General features: G+C 52.7%; 14 protein-coding genes. 9 read left to right on the plus strand and 5 right to left on the minus strand.

Features of this window, described 5'->3' with window-relative positions:
* Positions 1 to 189: hypothetical protein (locus tag G340_RS17680; RefSeq protein WP_177309683.1), on the plus strand; the 189-nt coding region annotated here is incomplete at its 5' end.
* A gap of 524 nt (positions 190 to 713) precedes the next feature.
* The gene (locus G340_RS0116105) at positions 714 to 2,048 is read left to right on the plus strand and encodes a sugar phosphate nucleotidyltransferase (RefSeq protein ID WP_020074672.1); all 1,335 of its coding nucleotides are present in this window, start codon (positions 714 to 716) and stop codon (positions 2,046 to 2,048) included.
* 294 nt (positions 2,049 to 2,342) lie between these two features.
* On the opposite strand, the gene G340_RS0116110 is transcribed toward G340_RS0116105, so the two are convergent.
* The 3 genes from G340_RS0116110 to G340_RS0116120 are packed head-to-tail and all read right to left on the minus strand — an operon-like array spanning position 2,343 to position 8,447.
* A complete protein-coding gene (locus tag G340_RS0116110) occupies positions 2,343 to 4,574 on the minus strand; it encodes a cellulose biosynthesis cyclic di-GMP-binding regulatory protein BcsB (RefSeq protein ID WP_020074673.1) in 2,232 nt (743 codons plus the stop codon).
* Positions 4,555 to 6,882 (minus strand): glycosyltransferase family 2 protein, encoded by a 2,328-nt coding sequence (locus tag G340_RS0116115; RefSeq protein WP_020074674.1) that lies wholly within the window; start codon positions 6,880 to 6,882, stop codon positions 4,555 to 4,557. Before G340_RS0116115 ends, G340_RS0116110 begins: the two co-directional genes overlap by 20 nt.
* 14 nt (positions 6,883 to 6,896) lie before the next feature.
* On the minus strand, positions 6,897 to 8,447 hold the full coding sequence (locus tag G340_RS0116120) for a hypothetical protein (protein ID WP_020074675.1): 1,551 nt from the start codon (positions 8,445 to 8,447) through the stop codon (positions 6,897 to 6,899).
* Positions 8,448 to 8,810: 363 nt separating this feature from the next.
* Between G340_RS0116120 and G340_RS0116125 the strand changes: the two genes are divergently transcribed.
* The 7 genes from G340_RS0116125 (at position 8,811) to G340_RS0116160 (ending at position 15,982) form a co-directional block, all read left to right on the plus strand.
* Positions 8,811 to 9,074, plus strand: a complete 264-nt coding sequence (locus G340_RS0116125) for a DUF6870 family protein (protein ID WP_020074676.1) — start codon at positions 8,811 to 8,813, stop codon at positions 9,072 to 9,074.
* 86 nt (positions 9,075 to 9,160) lie between these two features.
* Positions 9,161 to 10,834, plus strand: a complete 1,674-nt coding sequence (locus G340_RS0116130) for a recombinase family protein (RefSeq protein ID WP_020074677.1) — start codon at positions 9,161 to 9,163, stop codon at positions 10,832 to 10,834.
* A 98-nt stretch (positions 10,835 to 10,932) separates the two neighbouring features.
* Complete coding sequence (locus G340_RS0116135; protein WP_326522436.1) at positions 10,933 to 11,433, plus strand: exosporium glycoprotein BclB-related protein; 501 nt, start codon at positions 10,933 to 10,935, stop codon at positions 11,431 to 11,433.
* Between the two features lie 190 nt (positions 11,434 to 11,623).
* The gene (locus tag G340_RS0116140) at positions 11,624 to 12,706 is read left to right on the plus strand and encodes a tetratricopeptide repeat-containing glycosyltransferase (protein WP_027104049.1); all 1,083 of its coding nucleotides are present in this window, start codon (positions 11,624 to 11,626) and stop codon (positions 12,704 to 12,706) included.
* Between the two features lie 361 nt (positions 12,707 to 13,067).
* A complete protein-coding gene (locus tag G340_RS0116150; RefSeq protein ID WP_020074681.1) occupies positions 13,068 to 13,514 on the plus strand; it encodes an RrF2 family transcriptional regulator in 447 nt (148 codons plus the stop codon).
* 116 nt (positions 13,515 to 13,630) lie between these two features.
* A complete protein-coding gene (locus tag G340_RS0116155; RefSeq protein WP_020074682.1) occupies positions 13,631 to 14,770 on the plus strand; it encodes a trans-sulfuration enzyme family protein in 1,140 nt (379 codons plus the stop codon).
* 42 nt (positions 14,771 to 14,812) lie between these two features.
* Positions 14,813 to 15,982 carry a MalY/PatB family protein gene (locus G340_RS0116160; protein ID WP_020074683.1) on the plus strand — a complete coding sequence of 390 codons (1,170 nt, stop codon included), beginning with the start codon at positions 14,813 to 14,815 and terminating at the stop codon, positions 15,980 to 15,982.
* Between the two features lie 225 nt (positions 15,983 to 16,207).
* Here the strand turns inward: G340_RS0116160 and G340_RS17335 are convergent, their stop codons facing one another.
* Positions 16,208 to 18,724 (minus strand): nucleotide sugar dehydrogenase, encoded by a 2,517-nt coding sequence (locus G340_RS17335; protein WP_020074684.1) that lies wholly within the window; start codon positions 18,722 to 18,724, stop codon positions 16,208 to 16,210.
* A complete protein-coding gene (locus G340_RS0116170) occupies positions 18,721 to 19,347 on the minus strand; it encodes a zinc dependent phospholipase C family protein (RefSeq protein ID WP_020074685.1) in 627 nt (208 codons plus the stop codon). Before G340_RS0116170 ends, G340_RS17335 begins: the two co-directional genes overlap by 4 nt.
* Positions 19,348 to 19,678: the final 331 nt, after the last annotated feature.

A 19,678-nucleotide genomic window follows, 5' to 3' on the forward strand; every position in this document is an offset into this window, starting at 1 on the left:
GCAGGCGCAGTAGGCCCGACCGGCCCGACCGGCGCAACGGGAGCGGCAGGCGCAGTAGGCCCGACCGGCCCGACCGGCCCCACAGGCCCCACCGGACCAGCGGGACTTCTTGGCCCGACCGGCCCTACAGGCCCGACTGGAGCAGCGGGGCTTCTTGGCCCGACCGGCCCTACTGCCCCTGTTATTTAAGGAAAACCTTTGATTCCGCAGGAAAAGGAAAACACCAAAACAGGACACCAACGATCACGTTACATTGAACATCACCAGTTGAACAAAATGGGTAAGATTTCTGTAAAATAGCTCCACACCTCCACGAAGTAAGAAACGGGAGAAATTTCTTGCTTATATTTTGGAAGAGCTTTATAATAAATATAGGCTTTCACATGAATGCTCGGGATTCCTTTTGCAGAAATCATAGGTGAGGCGAGAATGATAAGAACGGTGTGGGGCCTGTGAAACCCGGCACCAGTTTGAGATCAGATAATACAAAAAGTGTTGATTATCTTCTTCTCAGTGTGGACAAACTATCCCCCGCGGATGCTCTGAAGGGTTAATTCATAAACAGTTATCGAGTCCAAAAGGAAGGTGTGCTGTTTGCCCGACAGGCAAAAAACAAAAAATGAGAGCTTGACCGATTGAGCTATTAAAAAAAGAGAACTGTCAGTTGAATATTAGTGAAGGGAAATTCCTCAAATAACCAAAGGGTGGGAGTTATGAATATTATTCTGTTGTCCGGTGGTTCGGGGATGCGGCTTTGGCCGCTGTCGACCAGCACCCGTTCAAAGCAATTTTTAAAGCTGTTGCAGGATGAGAACGGCAGACCGGAATCAATGGTGCAGCGGGTTTATCGTCAGCTTTTGGACGCGAGGCTGGAAACGAATTATATCTTGATGGCAACCGCCGCTCCTCAGCAAGAGGAGATTCTGGGGCAGCTCGGGAATGAGATTGAAATTGTTGCGGAGCCAGAGCGCAGAAACACTTTCCCCGCCATTTTGCTTTCGGCCGCTTATCTTCACTTTGAAAAGAAGTGTTCTCCAGAAGAAGTGGTTGTCGTCATGCCGGTGGATACCTATACGGAACCGGCATATTTTAATGTTCTCCGCCGAATGGCGGAGGCTGTCGGCAATGGCCTCGCCGACTTGGTGCTGATGGGAATCAAACCATGGGAGCCTTCCGAAAAATACGGTTATATGGTTCCGAAATCCGGACAAGCAGCTGGGGTAATCCCAATTGATCGGTTCGTGGAAAAGCCGAGTGCAGATATTGCACAGAAGATGATTGCGGACGGCGCAATGTGGAACGGCGGCGTATTCGCCTTTCGGCTTGGGTTCCTGACGGAAATCACCGAAGCGATAATCCATCCGGTCAGTTTTGAGGATATCCGATGCCGATACCATGAGTTAACCAACGAAAGCTTTGACTACGCTGTGGTGGAAAAAGCCAAATCTGTCGCTATGATCCCTTTTGACGGGCTTTGGAAAGATCTTGGTACATGGAACTCTTTAACAGAGGAACTCTCTGCCGAGCAAATTGGGAAAGCGATTGTAAGCGAGGATGTGCAAAATACCCATATCATTAACGAGCTGAATATTCCAATTGTGGCAATAGGCACCAGCAATCTCGTTGTGGCGGCCAGCCATGAGGGAATTCTGGTTGCAGATAAGGAAAAAAGCGCTTCTCTTAAGAAATACATTCCCTCCGCCCCGCGCCCTATGTACGAGGAACGCCGCTGGGGTGAATATCGCGTGATCGACCGTACTGAGCTGCCAGATACCAACAGTCTGACGAAGCATCTGTTTATCAAAGCCGGGTCAGCCATCAGTTACCAGCGGCACGCCATGCGCGATGAAATATGGATCTTAATCGACGGTGTGGGCGAGCGGGTGATTGACGGACAAAGAAAGAGGGTCGGCCGGGGGGATTTGGTACAGATCAAGAAAGGCCGTCTTCACGCAATTTTGGCCATTACGGATCTCCAGATGATTGAAGTGCAGATCGGTACAGAGCTGACCGAAACAGACATAGAACGATTTGACTGGGATTGGTAAGGAGTTGCCTTATAAAATATCAGGGATGCAGCAAAATGAGAATTGCTGCATCCCTGTTTTATGTACCGAAGACAGTTGCGATTTCGCCAAATGGAGTCAGGGTCATACGGTGACGGATTTTTTCGGCAAGCACCTCGTCTGTTTTGGGTTGCGATTTCACTTTTCCTTCGCGCGGTGTTTTTGTTTCTCAAGCTGTGAGCTTATAAAAAAAACAGAGCCATTACGCGTGCTTCACGCTCGCTTTGGCTCTGCTCTTTTCAGCCTGGTATACCGTAACTTCTCTTTTCCGGCAGACTATCTGCCGTTGTCGTCTTTGCCGAAATCATCTTCGATATCTTTGGGCGCCTCTTCCAAAGCCCTTCCGGCGTCCTTGTTGATCGTTTCCATCTTCTTTTTCGCCTTTTCAAACCGGCGGGGGGTTCTGTAAACCTTAATGATTAAAAGGATGATTGCTAAGACAAGGATCAAAATGGCAAGCAGCCCTCCCCGGGAAATACCCGTTGCCCGGACGATTTTACCGAGGAAACGATCTATACTGAACGGAAGATTTTCCGCCGCCTTGCCAACGGTGCTGTCAGCAGCCGTAACGTTTGTCACTGCCTTTTTCCCATCAATCAGTGAGATCGTACCGCTCAGTTCATTCAGAGCTTTGCGTTCCGAAACGAACTCCTTCAGAACGCCTTCCATCCCGGGCGGGCAGGTGACGACATACACCTTTCGATAGAAGTTCCAGGGAGAACGCACCACCTGTATGATAATTTTCTTTTGCAGCGCTTCTGCTGAAACCACAGGATCTTTGGAAAGAGCAAAGCCGTCTTTCTGAGGCACAACATTCAGAAGATCGGAGATTTCCTTCGGAATTTGAAGGTTGTCATTGGTGCCGAGGATTAAAATATCGGAAGACTCTTTCAGTTTGGAGTCCAGATTGTTCGCGTACTCCCAGCGGTATGCACCGGAATTCTGCCCGGCCCGGCAAACCAGCCCGACCGCAGCTTCCATCATCTTCTGAGAGGTATTCGAGGGAGCACAGAGAATCGCCGTTGGCCAGCTTTCACCCGAAGGTCCTCCAAAGCTTGGAAGCGGCTGAATGGTGGGCGGAATTCCCGCATCCCCCGGCTGAAAGTAAACGACAGAATCTTTGTCGATCACCGTCCACGCGACATCATAATAATCCTTCGAGCAGTCTACCTTTCCCAAATAGTTGTAGCACTCCACCTTAACGTCAAAGGAGCTCTTATCCAAGGCTGCGGGCGGGATTTTCACCTTGATGGAACCGCCCTCCGCGTTGGAGTCCGAAAGCTGAATACTGTCGACCGCGGTTCCATCCACATGAACGGTAAGCAACGAAGTATCCCCCACAAGCGCCTTTGAATGGCGGAAATGAATCTCCAGATAAGAATCCGGCCCGCTTTGAACACCCTGCGGCTGCTTCAGCGTGTAGTTGACCTCCTGATGGAACGCTCCTGCCAGACTGGCGGTGTCGTAGCCAAAGTCAGAGAGCTTGTAATACCCATCCTCATTTTTAACAAACCCCGTTCCGACATTACGCAGATCGGTGGAGATTGCGGCAGTGCCGCCGGAAAGCTGTGCGAGATAGTCCCTGTGAGTGAAGAAAGCCGCCGTTTTGGACAATCCCGCCGCATTCGCTCCGTAAAGAGACAAGTCGCAATACTGATTGTTTCTTGTAATAGAAAGATATCCGTTCTCCCCATTTAGGGAAGGTATCGCAGCCATATCCCGGGGCTTTTGGGAACCAAGCCCGATACGAATCCGATTTTGCTCAGTTGCGGCGGAGCTGCCCTGCGACACGACAAAGCCAACGGTGCTCTTTGACGGATATGCCGCGCCGATGGCAGAAGCGGCAGTCAGCATGGCGGAGCGGACATCCGAGTTCTCCCCGGATGGAAGAATAAACTCGGCGGCGAGTCGATCCCCTTGATTCACCTTGTCGAACATGTAGGGCAGCGCAGTGCCGAGAACGGGATCGCCCATCCGCAAAACGTCCAAATTTAGCCGGGAGGTTGTTTCCAGCCGCACCCAGTTTGCGGGGTTGTCAATATCGGCGCAATCGCCAAGAATGGTGCGCTGTGCGGTTACAATCCGAAGCTCATTGAGCGTGCCGTCTGTCTTCAGGCTCTTTGCAGGGATGGGCACCACCCACATTCCCCCCCGCTTTTTGACAATATCCAAAATGCGTGCGGTAGCGATCTGCTGATTCCCCAGGAACAGCGTCACGGTGGAACGGTCATCGATCAGCGTCTCCGCAGCGGTCATACCCAGAGAAAGGCTGCATTGATCGCCAAGACTGGTACCGTTTGGTATCCGAAACCAAAACGAAGTGATATTGCGCGGCAGATTCAGAGACTGCGGCTCGTCAAACAAAGGAGCCGAAACCTTTTGCGCATCTGCGTAAGGCGCCGCTGTTTCGGAGGCGGCATAGGCCGTGCCCGCGCCCGAAAACAAAAGAATGGCGGCCGTTAACACAGACAGAAACCGGGATATTCCCTTAATGCGATTTCGTTTCATGCAATGTCCCCTTACTTTCCAATGAATTACTTGGCACACTTTTATCCTTCCGGTTTTTAACCTGTTCTTCGGTGAGCAGTTGTTCAATGTATTGCAGGTGAGCAACGTCGGAGTGCTCCGTCAGGCCGTGGTGGGTCTTTTCCCAATAATGGGGTTTAACGATCAATTGAATCAACGCCTTGTAGGCTGCGACGCTCATTAAAATCCAGTACAGCGGGGTCAGCAACCCCGACCGAATCAATCCGTAAGAAAAGGGTTGATCTTTCTTAATCGCGCAATCACGAATCACATAATACGTACCGACGATATTCATGTACATAAAGATAAAGTTGCCAAGAATCAGCTGAATCACCGAGATATAGTAAATTGGCCCCGGGAAAAACATCTGTACCCAAAAAGGATGAAAGATCAGCCAGACCACCATCATGCCCCAGAAGATGGGGTTGAGCAGCGGAAGCAACGGAGTTCCCAAAATCATGGCCAGATACCCGAGCATTCCCCGGAACCCTACCTGGCGGTAAAATTTAGCCGGCTCACGCATATGCACGAAAAAGGTTTGCATATAGCCCTTAATCCAGCGCGAGCGTTGGCGCACCCAGTTCCTGACATTGCTGTTGGCTTCCTCCCAGGTGCGGGAATCCAGTATCGCGGTTTTATACCGATGCTTGTAGAGCCGGATGCCAAGATCCGCATCTTCGGTTACGTTGAAAGGATCCCAGCCGCCGACCTGCCTCAAAAAGTCCATTTTGAAGTGATTGGAGGTTCCCCCCAACGGGATGGGAATATCCATCTGCATAATGCCCACCAGCAGCAGCTCAAACCACATGCTGTACTCCTGCGTAAACAGTTTGGTGAGCAAATTTTGCCGGCTGTTGAAATAATTGAGCTTGGCCTGAATGCACACATATTCCTCCGGCAGCTTTTGAAAGGCCAAATAAGCTTTTTTCAATTGATCCCTCTCAGGTCTGTCCTCCGCGTCGTAGATGACTACATACTCCCCTTTCGCCTGCAGCAGCCCATAGTTGCAGGCCTTTGGCTTCGTCTGCGGCATGGATGCCGGTACGACGATGGGGGTAAAGTAGCTGGGCAGCCGCATCGCGCGAACCAATTCAATGGTTTCGGGATCATTTTCCTCCAGCAAAATACGAACGTCTAATTTGTATTTGGGGTAGTCGAGATTTTGAATTCTTTTCAAAAGATGAGGCAGCACTTCTTTTTCCTTATATACCGGAATGAGCAGGGTGTATACCGGCAGCTTGGTCTCATCCACAGCGGCCACCTCTTCCGGTGAAAAGCGCAGCTGCGCATTGTGACGGGCGCCTTTGATGACCATCCAAAATTTCGCGATTGCCATCGCAAGATAGATAATTTGAAAAATGATCACCAGTATGAGTAGTGTGACAAACCAGTTTGCCGCCAAAGACACGACAAACACAGCGAGGAGCACCAACAGCGTAACCAGCTGTGGAGTGGTAAAGGTCTCAATCGCGGAGTTTTCAGGCTGTTCATCGTAGAGGGCGAACACGCTCCCCAGAATCTCATCACGGCGGTAAGCCTGCTCCCAAAACCGCAGCCGTTCCGCATTGGTCATCAGAACCTGCTCAATGGGTTTTTCCAGATATGCCTCAATGTCCTTAACGGCAGCTTCGCTCAGCTTGGATTCAACGGCAACAACGGTATACTGCTTTTCTTCCCGAATTACAATGGCTGCGTACCGATTGGCAAGCCCGTAGGGCAGAGCCTTCACATCCGACAAGCGCACATCGCTGCCCAGCCTGCCGATTTCCCCTTGTGTTGCCAGAGCGCGGTATAACTGCTCCTCCGTAACATATTCCAAAAAGAGCAGAATCTCCCCCAAGCGCCCGCCGCTGCGCCTTTGAGTTTCCAGCGCGGTATCCAGCTGTTCCTGCGTAATAATACCCAAGCGCAGCAATTCATCCCCCAGCCGGCCCTTGGGCGCAACACGCTGCGCCAGCGCGGAATCCAACTGCTGAGCAGTCAGAAAGCCGAGGGAAACGCAGATCGCACCCAATCGTCCGCCATATTTTTGCTGGTAGCGAAGCGCCTCCGCCAATTGTTCACGGTCAATATAACCGTGACCGATCAAAACTTCGCCCACTGTCGCCCCGGGACTGGTGAAGATGAAACGAAAAAGCTGTTCTCCCGTGATGATTCCGTGATTGACCAGAGTTTCGCCCAGCAGGGTGTTCTCCTGCTCTTGCCACAAAAGCGCGTCGGCCAGCTGCTCCTTGTTGATCAGGCCAGCCCGCACCATTCGTTCCCCTAATCCATGCAGATTTTTTTCCATCCCAACACCCCCTTTCATTTGAGTACTTTGTAAATCTTATATCCCTCAATAGAGGTGACTTCTTCACACCATTTCTCCCCGTGCCAGTAGAGGTTGGGATAGGCGATGTTCAGAGCATCCATATTGCCGTAGCCCCCTATCTGCGGCACAATCACATAATCAATGTTATGCCCCACAGGGTCCGCCACCGCCTCCGCAAATTCCGGTGTACAGCTGATCACCAGCTGATCCACGTTGTTCACATTCATAATGGCGTAATAGGTCAGATAGGAATCCATCAGAACTCTTTTGTCCTGCAGATGAGTATTAATATAATCCGCAATTTGCTCGGTGTGTGCCGGAACCATATACAGAGTATCCTCTCTCATCAGGGAAGAATGCTCAAACGCCCAGGCAAAATAGGCGCCGTTAAAAGCCAGCACCGCACAGAGGATGCCGACAGCCACCCTGCGCGCCGCTTTTTTTAGAACAGAAAGCTGGTAGGGCATCCACGCCGCGGCCAGCATCAAAGGATAGCAGAGATACCGCACATAGCCACCCGACGAGCCCTTGGCAATCATAAAAAACTGAAAAAGAGAAAGTCCCAGCGTTACCGTGACCATAATAGCGGTATCGTGGCTCAGGAAGGAGCCCATCATCAGTCGTACCAAAAGCAGCCCGGCAAGGGCAAACAGAAACGGCCAGATTCTGGCCCACACATAGGATATTGCCCCGGCTATGCCGCCATAGTCGGTATAATAATCGGAATAGGCGTTCATGGAGTAACCCGAGTTCAAAAAATACAAAGGATTCCCGGTAATGGTCCAGTTAAATAAGATCCAGACCAGCACCGTGTAAATAAGCGGCAGAAAGGTAACCCACATCGTTCCTTCCACATAAAAAAATTTTTCTTTCCAGTTTCCTTCCGGGTAATATCTCTTCTCCCTCTGACTGAACAGCATGTGGAGGAACATTCCGAGACCCAGAGACAAGGCGAAGGGAATCGCTTCATAGCGGGTGAGGAACATTCCCACGCAGCCAACGCCCAAAGCGAGCAGATGACTGGCTCGCCCCGTCCGCATCCAGAGGGAAAGTGCACAAACTGCCTGTATGGCAAAGGCGGAAGCAATCACTTCCGTCATGCCGTTTGCCCCGTAAAAAAATATGTAAGGATGGAAACAGAACAGCAAAGTGATCAAAAGGGAAGGTACACGTTCCACCTTTAGCAGTTCAAAGGTACGCAGAAGCGTTTTTCCCTGCCATGCGGCAAAAAATGCTGTTACCGCCGCCGCACCGATTCCCTTGGTGACAATGGGCCGCCAAAAATGGGCAAGCGCCACAAAGGGGAGCTGTAATGCGCTGGGCAGCGGATTCCACACAAGGCCCATGGAGGTGAAGCGATACGGCTTGCAAAACAGCACATAAAACGCATTGGCAGTGCGGCTTACGGCGTCTCCTAGAAGAACGCCCTTAAAATAGCCTAAATATACACCATAGGAAAATTCAGCAAGAAATACCAGAGCAAACACGATTCGATCCATACGAATCTGACGGGGAGCCACATATTTCGGTTTATAAAACAGCATGAGGTTCTCTCCCCCTTATCCTCCATAATCACCTGCCGGATATATTATATTGTAGCATAACCGCAAAAAAATTTCGACAAGAACTTAAGGGTTAAAATAATGGCAAATACCGGCAATCGGCTTCCATCTGTTATGGTCTGTGAAAGTCGAACAGCGCAAAACAGATGTGCGCTCACCGCAAGCGCATTCTGAGCCTCCGGCGAGGTTGATCCAAGGGCAGTTCTGCGGCCCGGAAATGAATAGACCGGCCGGAAGATTATTCTGCAAGAGCATGACAAGGAACCACTCTCCTGTCGTTTTCTGCTATTTTTCATGGGACAATCCGAGCCGCTCATATATATGGAAAGGAGGGGGCGACTGTGATTGAAAAAACGGATTCCAATTTCAGCATTGGCAAGCGTGGACATAGAAGCAGTAAACAAAAAGGATTTGGTTGATGTGAGCGGCTTCACCTTTGATATGACCGTACCGCAGGAACAGCGTGCGGCGAAAGTCATAGCGGCGGTTAAAAACCCATATTGTTTTCGTGTGGGCGATATGGGCGTAAAGCTGGAGTTTTCAGAGAATGCTCCCCCTTTGCAGGATGTGTTTGCCGACTTTCTCAAACGAAAGAAAAGTGGCCTGTAAAGTCTGCTTACAGGCTGCAGTAACAGCTTTGCATTATGCTGAAATCCGAAACAGTCAATTATAGATGCAATCAGAAAGGAGGACACATGGCACGAACAAAAAACAGGGGCTCTGAGGAAAAAATATCCGCCCCTCTAAATATCCGCTGGAAACTTGGCGAGTATATCCGCTTATCCAAAGAGGACTTAAACCGCGGCAAGGACGACAGCAACAGCGTTATTAATCAAAAAGCGTTACTTGATGATTACTATCGACAGCATATGGACGAGTTTGAAAGCGTCCAGCCACCCTATGTGGATGATGGATATACCGGAACGGACACCAACCGGGACAGCTTTCAAAGATTGCTTTCCGACATATACGCAAAAAAGGTAAACTGTGTGATCGTCAAAGACCTCTCCCGCCTGTCCCGTAACTATACGGACGCAGGGAGCTTGATTGAAAATCTGTTTGTACAGATGAATGTACGGTTTATCAGCCTGGCAGAGGGTATTGACAGCTACTTGAACCCGGACAGCATTTCCAATCTGATTGTACCGATTACCAATGTGATCAACGACAATTTCTGCTACCAGACTTCAAAGAAGATACGGCAGGTTTTTGATATGAAGCGGCGCAATGGTAAGTTTATCGGCGGCTTTGCCGCCTATGGCTACTTGAAAAATCCAAAGGACAAAAACGCCTTAATCGTTGATGATGAAGCCGCCGAGATTGTAAAAAACATTTATGAGTGGTTTCTGGACGGTATGAGCAAAAATGCTATTGTACACAATCTCAATGACCGTGGCATTTTGTGTCCGTCCGAGTACAAGAAAAGCAAAGGCCTAAACTATCAAAATCCGAGTGGTTCGGAAAGGCCCTTATGGAGTGCAAAAACTGTAAGCGACATTTTGAAAAACCGCCTTTATGTAGGGGATATGGTACAGGGCCGCCAGCGTGTGAAGAGCTACAAGATCCATACGCAGGAACAGGTTCCCGAAAATGAATGGTACATTGTGCAGAATACCCATGAGCCAATCATAGAACGGCCTATCTTTGAAAAAGTGCAGGAGTTGCTCAAGCGTGACACCCGCACCGCTCCGCAGCAAAAGAAGCTCTATCTGTTCAGCGGTTTCCTGCGTTGTGCGGATTGCGGCAAGGCTATGAGCCGAAGTCAAGTAAAAGGAATCGTGTACTATTTCTGCCGAACCTACAAAGATCAGTCCAAAACGGCTTGCACCAAACATTCCATCAAGCACAACCAATTGGAGGCGGCCATCCTGTACGCGATTCAGCAGCAAATATATCTTGTGGTACATTATGCAAATATTCTGGAATATATTCGCGCAGCTCCGCTTCAAAAAAATCAGTCCATGCGGATTGATGCATTGATAGAAGCAAAAGAAAAGGAACGCTCCAAAATCATGCGTTATAAGCAATCCATTTATCAGGATTGGAAAGACGGAGAAATCACCCATAGCGACTACCGCCACATGAGCGAAGATTACGAACGGCAGATGGCCGAAATCAACGCAATTTTAAATCGCCTGACCGAAGAACGGAAGAAGCTTCAAAATAATGCTGATCCTGAGGACGCTTATTTGACAGCATACAGAAAATTCAAAACGCTTAACAAGCTGACAAGGGAGGTTCTAATGGAACTGGTAGACCATATCAAGGTACATGAAAACGGCAACATCAGTGTAAAATTTCAGTTTGCCGATGAACTGCGCGAGGGAATGGAACACATAGAAATCGACGCCCAGTCTGAAGCAATTTAACAAACCGCTCAAAAAAGGCAGTTCGTTTTCCTAATATTACCGGCTCCACCGGCCCGACCGGCCCCACAGGTCCAACCGGCGCCGCCGGCAATGGCGCGATTATTCCCTTTGCGTCTGGCATTGCCGCAGCATTGACTACAGTTGCGGGTGGATTGATAGGTACAACCACTGCAGTAGGGTTCGGCAACTCGGTTACGGGCCTCTCTGTGCTTGGCGGTACAATTGATACCACCGGTTTCACCAACATGGCCTTCTCCGTCCCGCGTGACGGAACGGTTACGGCCATCGCGGCTGATTTCAACCTTACGGCAGCGGCAGCTTTGGTTGGTACTACCGTTACGATTACAGCGCAGTTGTTCTCTGCTGCCGCAACAAGCAACGTGTTTACGCCGGTGGCGGGCGCGCTTGTCACATTGGCTCCCCCGCTTACCGGATTGGTTGCCGTCGGCACTTTCAGCAGCGGCCTGACAACTGGTATTGCCATACCGGTTACAGCCGGCACCCGCCTCATGCTGGTTTTCTCGGCGGAGGTAACTGCAGGTATCGATATTGCCACGTTGATCTCCGGCTTTGCCAGCGCCGGGCTTACAATCGAATAATACAGTCCGTTTTTTGGGAGGCTCGGAATTTTCCGGGCCTCTTTCCTGCGCTTCTGTTTTTCAGAGAATACAGCAATTACATAAGGAAAGGGAGTGTCCCGCAGGAATAATGGACAAACGAGATCACATACGATGATAGCGGATCGCGCGTTCAAAACCACAGAAAAGGGGGAATTGCCTAACGCCTTACTTGGTCTGCGTCTATGCCATTTGTAAAAATGAGGAACAGTTTGTAGACCGGTGGATGGATTCTATGCGGGAGGCGGATCAAATTATTGTAACCGACACCGGCTCCACCGACAACACCGTACAGCGTCTGCGTGAAAGAGGAGCCGTGGTGTATGAGGAGGTTGTACGGCCCTGGCGGTTTGACCGCGCGCGCAATCTCTCGCTGTCCCACGTTCCTGAAAACGCAGATATCTGCGTGTGCACCGATCTGGATGAGGTGCTTTCTCCCGGATGGCGCGTCGCTTTGGAACGGGCCTGGCAGCCGAATACAACCCGCGCCAAGTATCTGTATAACTGGAGCCACCATGCGGACGGATCGCCGGATCTTCAGCTGTATTACACGAAAATCCATTCCCGGCGCGGCTTTTTCTGGAATTACCCGGTTCATGAGTATTTGGCCTATACCGGCCCCGTGCCGGAGCACGTTGTTTTTGTGGAGGACATGGTACTCGATCACTACCCTGACCCCATCAAATCCCGGGGCTCCTATCTGCCCCTGCTGGAAACCGCCGTGGAGGAAAATCCCACGGACACCCGCATGCTGTATTATCTTGGCCGCGAATATATGTACAAGAAGCAGTGGCAAAGCTGCATTGACACAATGAAGAAGTATCTCGCCCTCTCCCAATGGGAAGAAGAACGCAGTGCGGCAATGCGCTGGGGCGCCTATTCCTGGAATATGCAGGGAAAGCCGTGGGAGGCCGCGCGATGGTATCTGCGCGCGATCGCTGAAGCACCTCAAATGCGCGACCCCTACGTGGAATTTGCACAGATGGCCTACCAGCAGGAGAACTGGCCCCTGGTATACTGCTTAACCCGGCAGGCACTTTCCATTTCAGAGAAATCAAAGAATTTTGCCAATATGGGTTATGCCTGGGACCATACCCCGGAGGATTTGTGCGCGATTGCCTGCTGGAATCTGAAGCTTACAGAGGAGGCTCTGGAGCATGCGCGCCGCGCGGTGGAGCTGACCCCCGGCAACGAGCGCCTGAAGAAGAATCTGCAACTGATTTTAACCGCCATGGGGAAAGCGCCGCCGGATTGACCGTCCGGATATCGTTTGGCCCAATCCCCCAATGTTCCTCCAAAGTCTTTCCGCCGGAGCGCTTCCGTGCGGAAAGACTTTTCTTTTTCTCTTTGGGAATCGTGCGTTTTTGCAATGATTTTTCATGCGATGGGGGAACAATACCTATGGATGTATGATTTTTCTTTAGGGATGGACTGGCCCTGTAAAATCACTCCTGACACAACAGGAGAGGAGGATGCGCCCGCTTTGCCCCGCGCGGGTTCGGATGCCCGTATATTTCGCGGAGCGCATGTTTCTTTTGATTACGGGTATTGACATTTCGATTGTTTTTTAATATCATTAAATCATATAGTATAAGTATGAAATGAGGTTTTGCTTCATGAGGATTTCTGCCAAGGGCCGTTATGCTCTTGCCGCAATGGTCAGCATGTCTGAATCCTATGCGAGCGGAGAATATATTACCGTCATCAGCATTTCGGAAAAGCTGGGAATCTCTAAAATTTATCTGGAGCAGGTATTTTCTCTTTTGAAAAGGGGTGGGCTCGTCAACTCCATCAAAGGGGCACAGGGCGGGTACCAGCTGTCGCGAATGCCGCGGCAGATCACCGTGTATCAGGTGCTGTCCGCTGTGGAGCTTTCGCTGTTTGAACCCGCGGAAGACACGGTGGCGGAAAAAGCCCCGGACATTGAAAAAGCCATGCGGCTGAGCGCGTTTGAAAAGCTGGACAAGGCCGTCGCCGACGCTCTTTCCGCCGTTACGCTGGCAGACCTGGCCACGGAGGCCGAGCGCCACCGTGAGGAAAACAGCTTTATGTTCTATATTTAAGGTTTGATCATCCCCGGCCGCTTTGGCCGGGGCATCAAAGGCCGGGATCCCTCCCGGCTCACACACCGCGGCTCTGCCCCAGGGCAGGGCCCGTTCTTACAGGCAGGAGCATTTTTATGGAATTCAATACGATTTGTGTACACGGTTCTTCTCAGTCCTATGACAAAACCGGTTCGGTTTCCGTGCCGATTTTTCAAACCGCCACCTTTGCTCACCCCGGCGTGGGGCAGAGCACCGGGTATGATTATTCCCGGGTGCAGAACCCGACCCGGGAATACCTGGAGGAAACCATGGCCCGGCTCGAGCAGGGCAAAGAGGCGTTGGCGTTTTCTTCCGGCATGGCGGCGATCTCCGCCGTTATGGAGCTGTTTTCCCCCGGAGACCACCTCATTTGTTCCGACGATCTGTACGGCGGCTCGCACCGCCTGTTTCACCATATCAACGAGAAAAACGGCCTTTCGTTCACCGCGGTGAATACCTCGTACCTTGAGCAGATTGAGGCCGCCATTCGGCCGGAAACGAAGGCGCTCTTTGTGGAGACCCCCACCAATCCCATGATGCAGGTGACCGACTTGAAAAAAACGGCGGAGCTTGCGCACGCCCACGGGCTTTGGCTCATTGTGGACAACACCTTTTTAACGCCGTACCTGCAGCGCCCTCTGACGCTGGGAGCGGACATTGTGGTGCACAGCGGCACGAAGTACCTTGGCGGGCACAACGACGTTCTGGCCGGCTTTGCGATTGCAAACGACCCGCAAATCTGCGAGCGGCTGCGCTATGTTTATAAAAATACCGGAGCGTGCCTTTCCCCGTTCGACAGCTGGCTTTTGATCCGCGGGATCAAAACGCTGCCCCTGCGCATGGATCGACAGGAGCAAAACGCCGGAAAAATCGCCGTATGGCTCACCGGGCAGAGCAAGGTGCGCCAGGTGTTTTATACCGGCCTTTCTGACCACCCGCACTACGCGCTGTCGAAACAGCAGGCCAGCGGCTTCGGCTCGATGATCTCGTTTGAGGTGGACAGCAGCGAAACCGCCGAGCGCATCCTGAACCGGGTGAGCCTGATTCACTATGCGGAGAGCCTCGGCGGCGTGGAAACGCTGGTCACCTACCCCATGTTGCAAACGCACGCGGAGATTCCCGCAGAGGAGCGTGAGGCCAAGGGCATTACGGACAGGCTCCTGCGCCTTTCCGTCGGAATCGAGGACGCCGACGACCTGATTACCGATTTGAACCATGCCTTCGGGCAGGACTGATGCCCGCTTTGCTACGCCGATTCACCCGACAGGAGGAACCCTATGTCTTTTGATACCATACATGACCGCAAGAACACCAATTCGCTCAAATACGATTGCGCCGCCCGTTACGGAAAGCCCGAGGGGCTGCTGCCGCTTTGGGTGGCCGATATGGATTTTCCCGCGCCGGAGTGCGTGAACGAAGCGCTGGCCGAGCGCTGCCGGCACGGAATCTACGGATACTCGGAGCCGGACGAGCGCTATTTTCAGGCGCTGCAAAGCTGGTTTTCCACACGCCACGGCTGGAATGTGGAAAACGGATGGCTCATCAAAACGCCGGGCGTTGTGTTCGCGCTGTGCGCGGCCATTCGCTCGCTGACCCGGCCCGGCGACTCTGTGCTGATTCAGACCCCGGTTTACTATCCTTTTACAGAGTCCATCCTCGCAAATGACCGCAGGCTGGTGCGCAATTCGCTGGTCTATCAGGACGGCGGCTATTCCATCGATTTTAAAGATTTTGAAAAGAAGATCGAGGACGAGAAGGTCAAGCTGTTCCTGCTGTGCAATCCCCACAACCCGGTGGGCCGTGTGTGGACGGAGCGGGAGCTGGTGCGGATGGGTGAAATCTGCCTGCGTCACGGCGTGACCGTGGTTTCCGATGAAATCCACGCGGATTTTGCATATCCCGGGCACCGGCATCTGGTGTTTGCATCCCTGCGGCCGGAGTTTGAGCAGATCGCGATCACCTGCACCGCGCCGACCAAAACGTTTAATCTGGCGGGTCTGCAAATTTCAAATATCCTGATTCCGAATCAAAAAATTCGCCGCGCCTTCCGCGCCGAGCTGGACCGCGCCGGATACAGCCAGGCCAACGTGATGGGCCTGATTGCCTGCCGGGCCGCGTATGAGGGCGGCGCCCAGTGGCTGGATGATCTGAAAGAGTACCTTGTCGGCAATCTGGATTTTGTGCGCGAATACCTGCGCGGGCATCTTCCGACGATCCGTCTGGTCGAACCGCAGGGAACGTACCTGATCTGGCTGGACTGTACTGCCCTAGGGCTGGACGACGATGCCCTGAACCGCCTGATTCTTGAAAAAGCGGGCCTGTGGCTCGATTCGGGCTCCATGTTCGGGGAAGAGGGCAGGGGCTTCCAGCGCATCAATATTGCCTGCCCGCGCGCGGTGCTTCGGCAGGCGCTGGAGCAGCTGGAGCGCGCGGTTGCGCAACTGTAAATTTTATTTTTCATAATTATTTTTATAAGACAACGGTCTGCGTTCGTTGGAGCGCAGACCGTTGTCTTTGTGGATTTTTTGGCGGTATGCGTGCAGGGGGCGGCCTTTCTGGGACGCAGGGCTTGCCCCTCCTGCCGGGGCGGGCACTTTTCTTTCTTCAACTTATTTTTTGGGAAAGAGTTGAGTTTCAGCGGGTGCCCCCGCGTAAGCGGCTTCAACCTGCAGTTAAGTTTGGCCAACTCCTTCGGGCTGCTTGACGCGGCCAAAAAGTTTTGCGCACCGGAGCGGCTTTGCGCGGTGGTTGGGGACGGCGCCGCGTCCGATGGATTCGTAAACGCAGGGGATGGCATGCATGGTTTGCAGATCATAGCAGTTGCGGCCGTCCAGCACAACCGGGCGGCGCATGAGCATGGCGTAACGACTTGGGTCGTAATCGAGGATTTCCCGCCACTCAGTCATAATCAGGCACAGGTCGGCGCCCAAGACGGCTTCGTCGATGCTTTCGCAGCAGGTGGCTTCGGTGCTGAAAATTTGCCGGAACTGATTGTATCCGGAAGGATCCCACACATATACGCGGGCACCCTCGTTCAAAAGAATCCGGATGCTCTGCACGGACGGGGCCTCCCTCAGATCGTCGGTGCCCGGCTTAAAGGACAGGCCCAGAACCGCGACGACAAGGCCGTCGAAATCCGGATAATGCTTTCTGGCCTTTTGAATCAGGCGCAGGCGCTGGCTTTCATTGACTTCTATGGCCGCTTTCACGGTTTTTATTTCATAATCGTGAAATTTTGCCATCCAGTGCAGCGCCTTGGAGTCCTTTGGAAAGCAGGAGCCGCCGTAGCCGATGCCGGCTTTCAGAAAGGTTTCCCCGATGCGGCGGTCCATCCCCATGGCGTAAGCCACGGTTTCAATGTCGGCGTTGACCAGCTCGCACAGGTTTGCGATTTCATTGATGTAGGAAAGCTTCAGCGCCAGAAAATTGTTCGACGCGTACTTTACCATTTCCGCGCTTCGGCGGTCGGTGACAATTTTTTTTGTGGGGAAGGATTCGTATAATTTTAAAAGAATGCGGGCAGCGCGCTCCGATTCCGTCCCGATCACAATGCGCTCGGCCTCCATGAAATCGTGCACGGCCGTGCCCTGCGCCAGAAATTCCGGGTTGGAAACCACGTCCGCGGTGATGCCCGCCGGCACTTTCAGCCGAAGCCGCTGTTCGAGCTGGTCCACGGTTCCGATCGGCACGGTGGACTTAACCACCACCACACAGTCGCGCCGGATGCCGGAGGCGATCTGGTCGATGGCGCGATAGACGTCGTTCAGGTTGACCGAGCCGTCTCCCCGCTCCGGAGTGCCCACACAGATGAAGATCACGTCGGCCTGCGCGCAGGCGGTCTCCTGCTGGGTTGTGTATTGAAGCCTTGCGGCATTTTTCTTCATCAGCTCCGCGACCCCGTTCTCCAGAATCGTGGGGATGCCGGACTCCAGAAGCCGGATTTTACTCTCGTCGGAATCCAGGCAAATCACCTCGTGCCCCGCGTTTGCCAGACAGACGCCCGTGACGAGCCCCACGTATCCGGTTCCGAAAATGGCGATTTTCAGGGGCCTGCTCTCGCTGCGGGCGGCTTCCAGAACCGATTCATACTGCCGCATCAGCTTGTCGAAGATGCTTTTCCAGCTTCTGGAGTGTGCGGTGGACACGGAGGTGCTGCCAAGACGCAGGCGCAGCGCTCCGCTTTCGATCATCCCGGTGATTTCTTCGGCCAGGCTGTCGGCGTTCCCGCACCGGAAAACAGAGGCGTTGATCCGGTCGACGGTAAAATCGGTGACGCCGCCCTTATCGGCGCAGATCACGGGCAGTCCGCTCGCCATCGCCTCCAGCACCACATTGCCGAAGGTTTCCGTCCCCGACGGAAACACGAACACGTCGCTGCTGGCGTAAAGCTCCGCCAGCGCCTCGCCCGTGAGAAAGCCGGTAAAGACGGTATTGGGGAGCGCCTGCTTTTGCAGCGTTTCCAGATAGGGGCCGTCGCCGGCAAAAACAAACAGAACATGGTCGGAATACTTCCTGTTCACGATGCGGATGCTTTCCATCAGAGTGTCCAGGCCCTTTTCAACGGAAATCCGGCCCGCGTACAGAAAGATCAGGCGGTTTTCTCCCCCGAGCGATTGTCGGAGAGACTCCCTGCGGTAATCGGGGGAAAACTGCGAGATATCCACCCCGCGGGACCAGATCCCCAGGTGCTCAAAGCCCTGAGCGGAAAGACGCCGCCTGGTATCCTCAGACGGGCAGAGCGTGAGCCGGGCAAAGCTGTGGAACCACTTCAGATAGGAGCCGACTGGCTTTACCAGATGCGGCATATGGTAAAAATTCAGGTATTGGTCTATGTTGGTGTGGTACGACGTGAGAAATGGAATGCCCAGCTTTCGGGCGGCCTTGAGACCCGCGTAGCCGATTCCGAATTCCGTCACCACATGGATGATGTCCGGCCCGAACGCCTGAAGCTGCTCTTTGATCTCTGTAAAAACCGGGAACGCCAGACAGCACTGCGGATAAAAAATCGGGTGAACCCCTTTAAATCGAATCACGTGGGATTCATATGCCGACGATTCGCCGGAATAATCCGGCGCGAAAATCAGGAAATCGACCTGATGCTCGGAAAAATATCCGCATAGCTTGGTCAGCGTATTGGTCACGCCGTTGATCTGCGGGGCAAAGGTGTCCGTAAAAATGGCAATTTTCATATGCGGTTTGATACCTCCCAAAGCTCATCCATGCCGTACAGAGCGAAGGGCTCGCACGTGCGGTTTTCGAGGGTGCAGAGGGCGGCCTGCCCGGCAAGGCTGCACGCCGCGAGCGCGCCCAGAATTTCTGACTCGAAGCTGTGCGGCTTTGACTGAAAATCGTCATTGAGCCGCTCTATGCGTTTCATGGCCTGCTCCGCCGTGCCGCTTTGAAGCGGGAGCCGCGGAAAATCTGCCCTTTGCAGAGCACGGTAGTGTCTGCGGCAATACAGCTCAAGCCGCCGCTCGTGCGCGATATGCTTTGCCAGCCCGCCGTGAAAATTCGGAGTGTGTGCATAACAGAAAAAATCCGCCAGAAAGTGACAGACGATGCCGAGCCGTACGCTGAGGCGGCGGGTGCTTGGCTGCGGGACGCCCTTCCCTCTGTGAGAAAGCTGCCGAAGTGTCTCCGCGGCTGTTTCCCAATAGTTTTCTCTGGTATGTACCGCGCGCAGCAGGCTCAGGTCGTAATCGGGCGCGATATTTCCCCACAGAAACCGGGATTCGTTCAACCGAATATTTAAACTTCTCTCAAAATAATCGTACAAGATTTTGCCGATCAGTAAATGATTCGTTGTATTCACGTTCTCACCTCCTACAATAGTAATAACGGACCAGGCACGGCAGCCAGCCGTGTCTGTTTCGTTTTTGTTGCCAAGGCTGTACAATGAGAGAAGTTCGGCCTGACCACTTTCACCGAGGACTAACCACGTCCGTAAGGGAGTCTGTCAGCCGTCCTCTCATTGACAGCCGTTCGATTGGAGCAGGTCGTCCCGCCCGATAATGGGTGTGTTCGCGTAACCAAGGAGATTGAATCGGCAATGAAAGAACGGCGAAACCGAGTACAAAGCAATCATCAGGAGGTCTTTCATGAACACAGCCGTTGGAATTGATGTTGCTAAGGGAAAAAGCGTC

This window comes from Faecalispora sporosphaeroides DSM 1294 (genome assembly GCA_000383295.1).
Lineage (GTDB): Bacteria > Bacillota > Clostridia > Oscillospirales > Acutalibacteraceae > Faecalispora > Faecalispora sporosphaeroides.

What these genes read in the sequence shown, in the direction of transcription:
- G340_RS0116105 (WP_020074672.1), top strand. Translation starts at nt 714, where the DNA reads ATGAATATTATTCTGTTGTCCGGTGGTTCGGGGATGCGGCTTTGGCCG.
- G340_RS0116110 (WP_020074673.1), bottom strand. Translation starts at nt 4,574, where the DNA reads ATGAAACGAAATCGCATTAAGGGAATATCCCGGTTTCTGTCTGTGTTA.
- G340_RS0116115 (WP_020074674.1), bottom strand. Translation starts at nt 6,882, where the DNA reads ATGGAAAAAAATCTGCATGGATTAGGGGAACGAATGGTGCGGGCTGGC.
- G340_RS0116120 (WP_020074675.1), bottom strand. Translation starts at nt 8,447, where the DNA reads ATGCTGTTTTATAAACCGAAATATGTGGCTCCCCGTCAGATTCGTATG.
- G340_RS0116130 (WP_020074677.1), top strand. Translation starts at nt 9,161, where the DNA reads ATGGCACGAACAAAAAACAGGGGCTCTGAGGAAAAAATATCCGCCCCT.
- G340_RS0116150 (WP_020074681.1), top strand. Translation starts at nt 13,068, where the DNA reads ATGAGGATTTCTGCCAAGGGCCGTTATGCTCTTGCCGCAATGGTCAGC.
- G340_RS0116155 (WP_020074682.1), top strand. Translation starts at nt 13,631, where the DNA reads ATGGAATTCAATACGATTTGTGTACACGGTTCTTCTCAGTCCTATGAC.
- G340_RS0116160 (WP_020074683.1), top strand. Translation starts at nt 14,813, where the DNA reads ATGTCTTTTGATACCATACATGACCGCAAGAACACCAATTCGCTCAAA.
- G340_RS17335 (WP_020074684.1), bottom strand. Translation starts at nt 18,724, where the DNA reads ATGAAAATTGCCATTTTTACGGACACCTTTGCCCCGCAGATCAACGGC.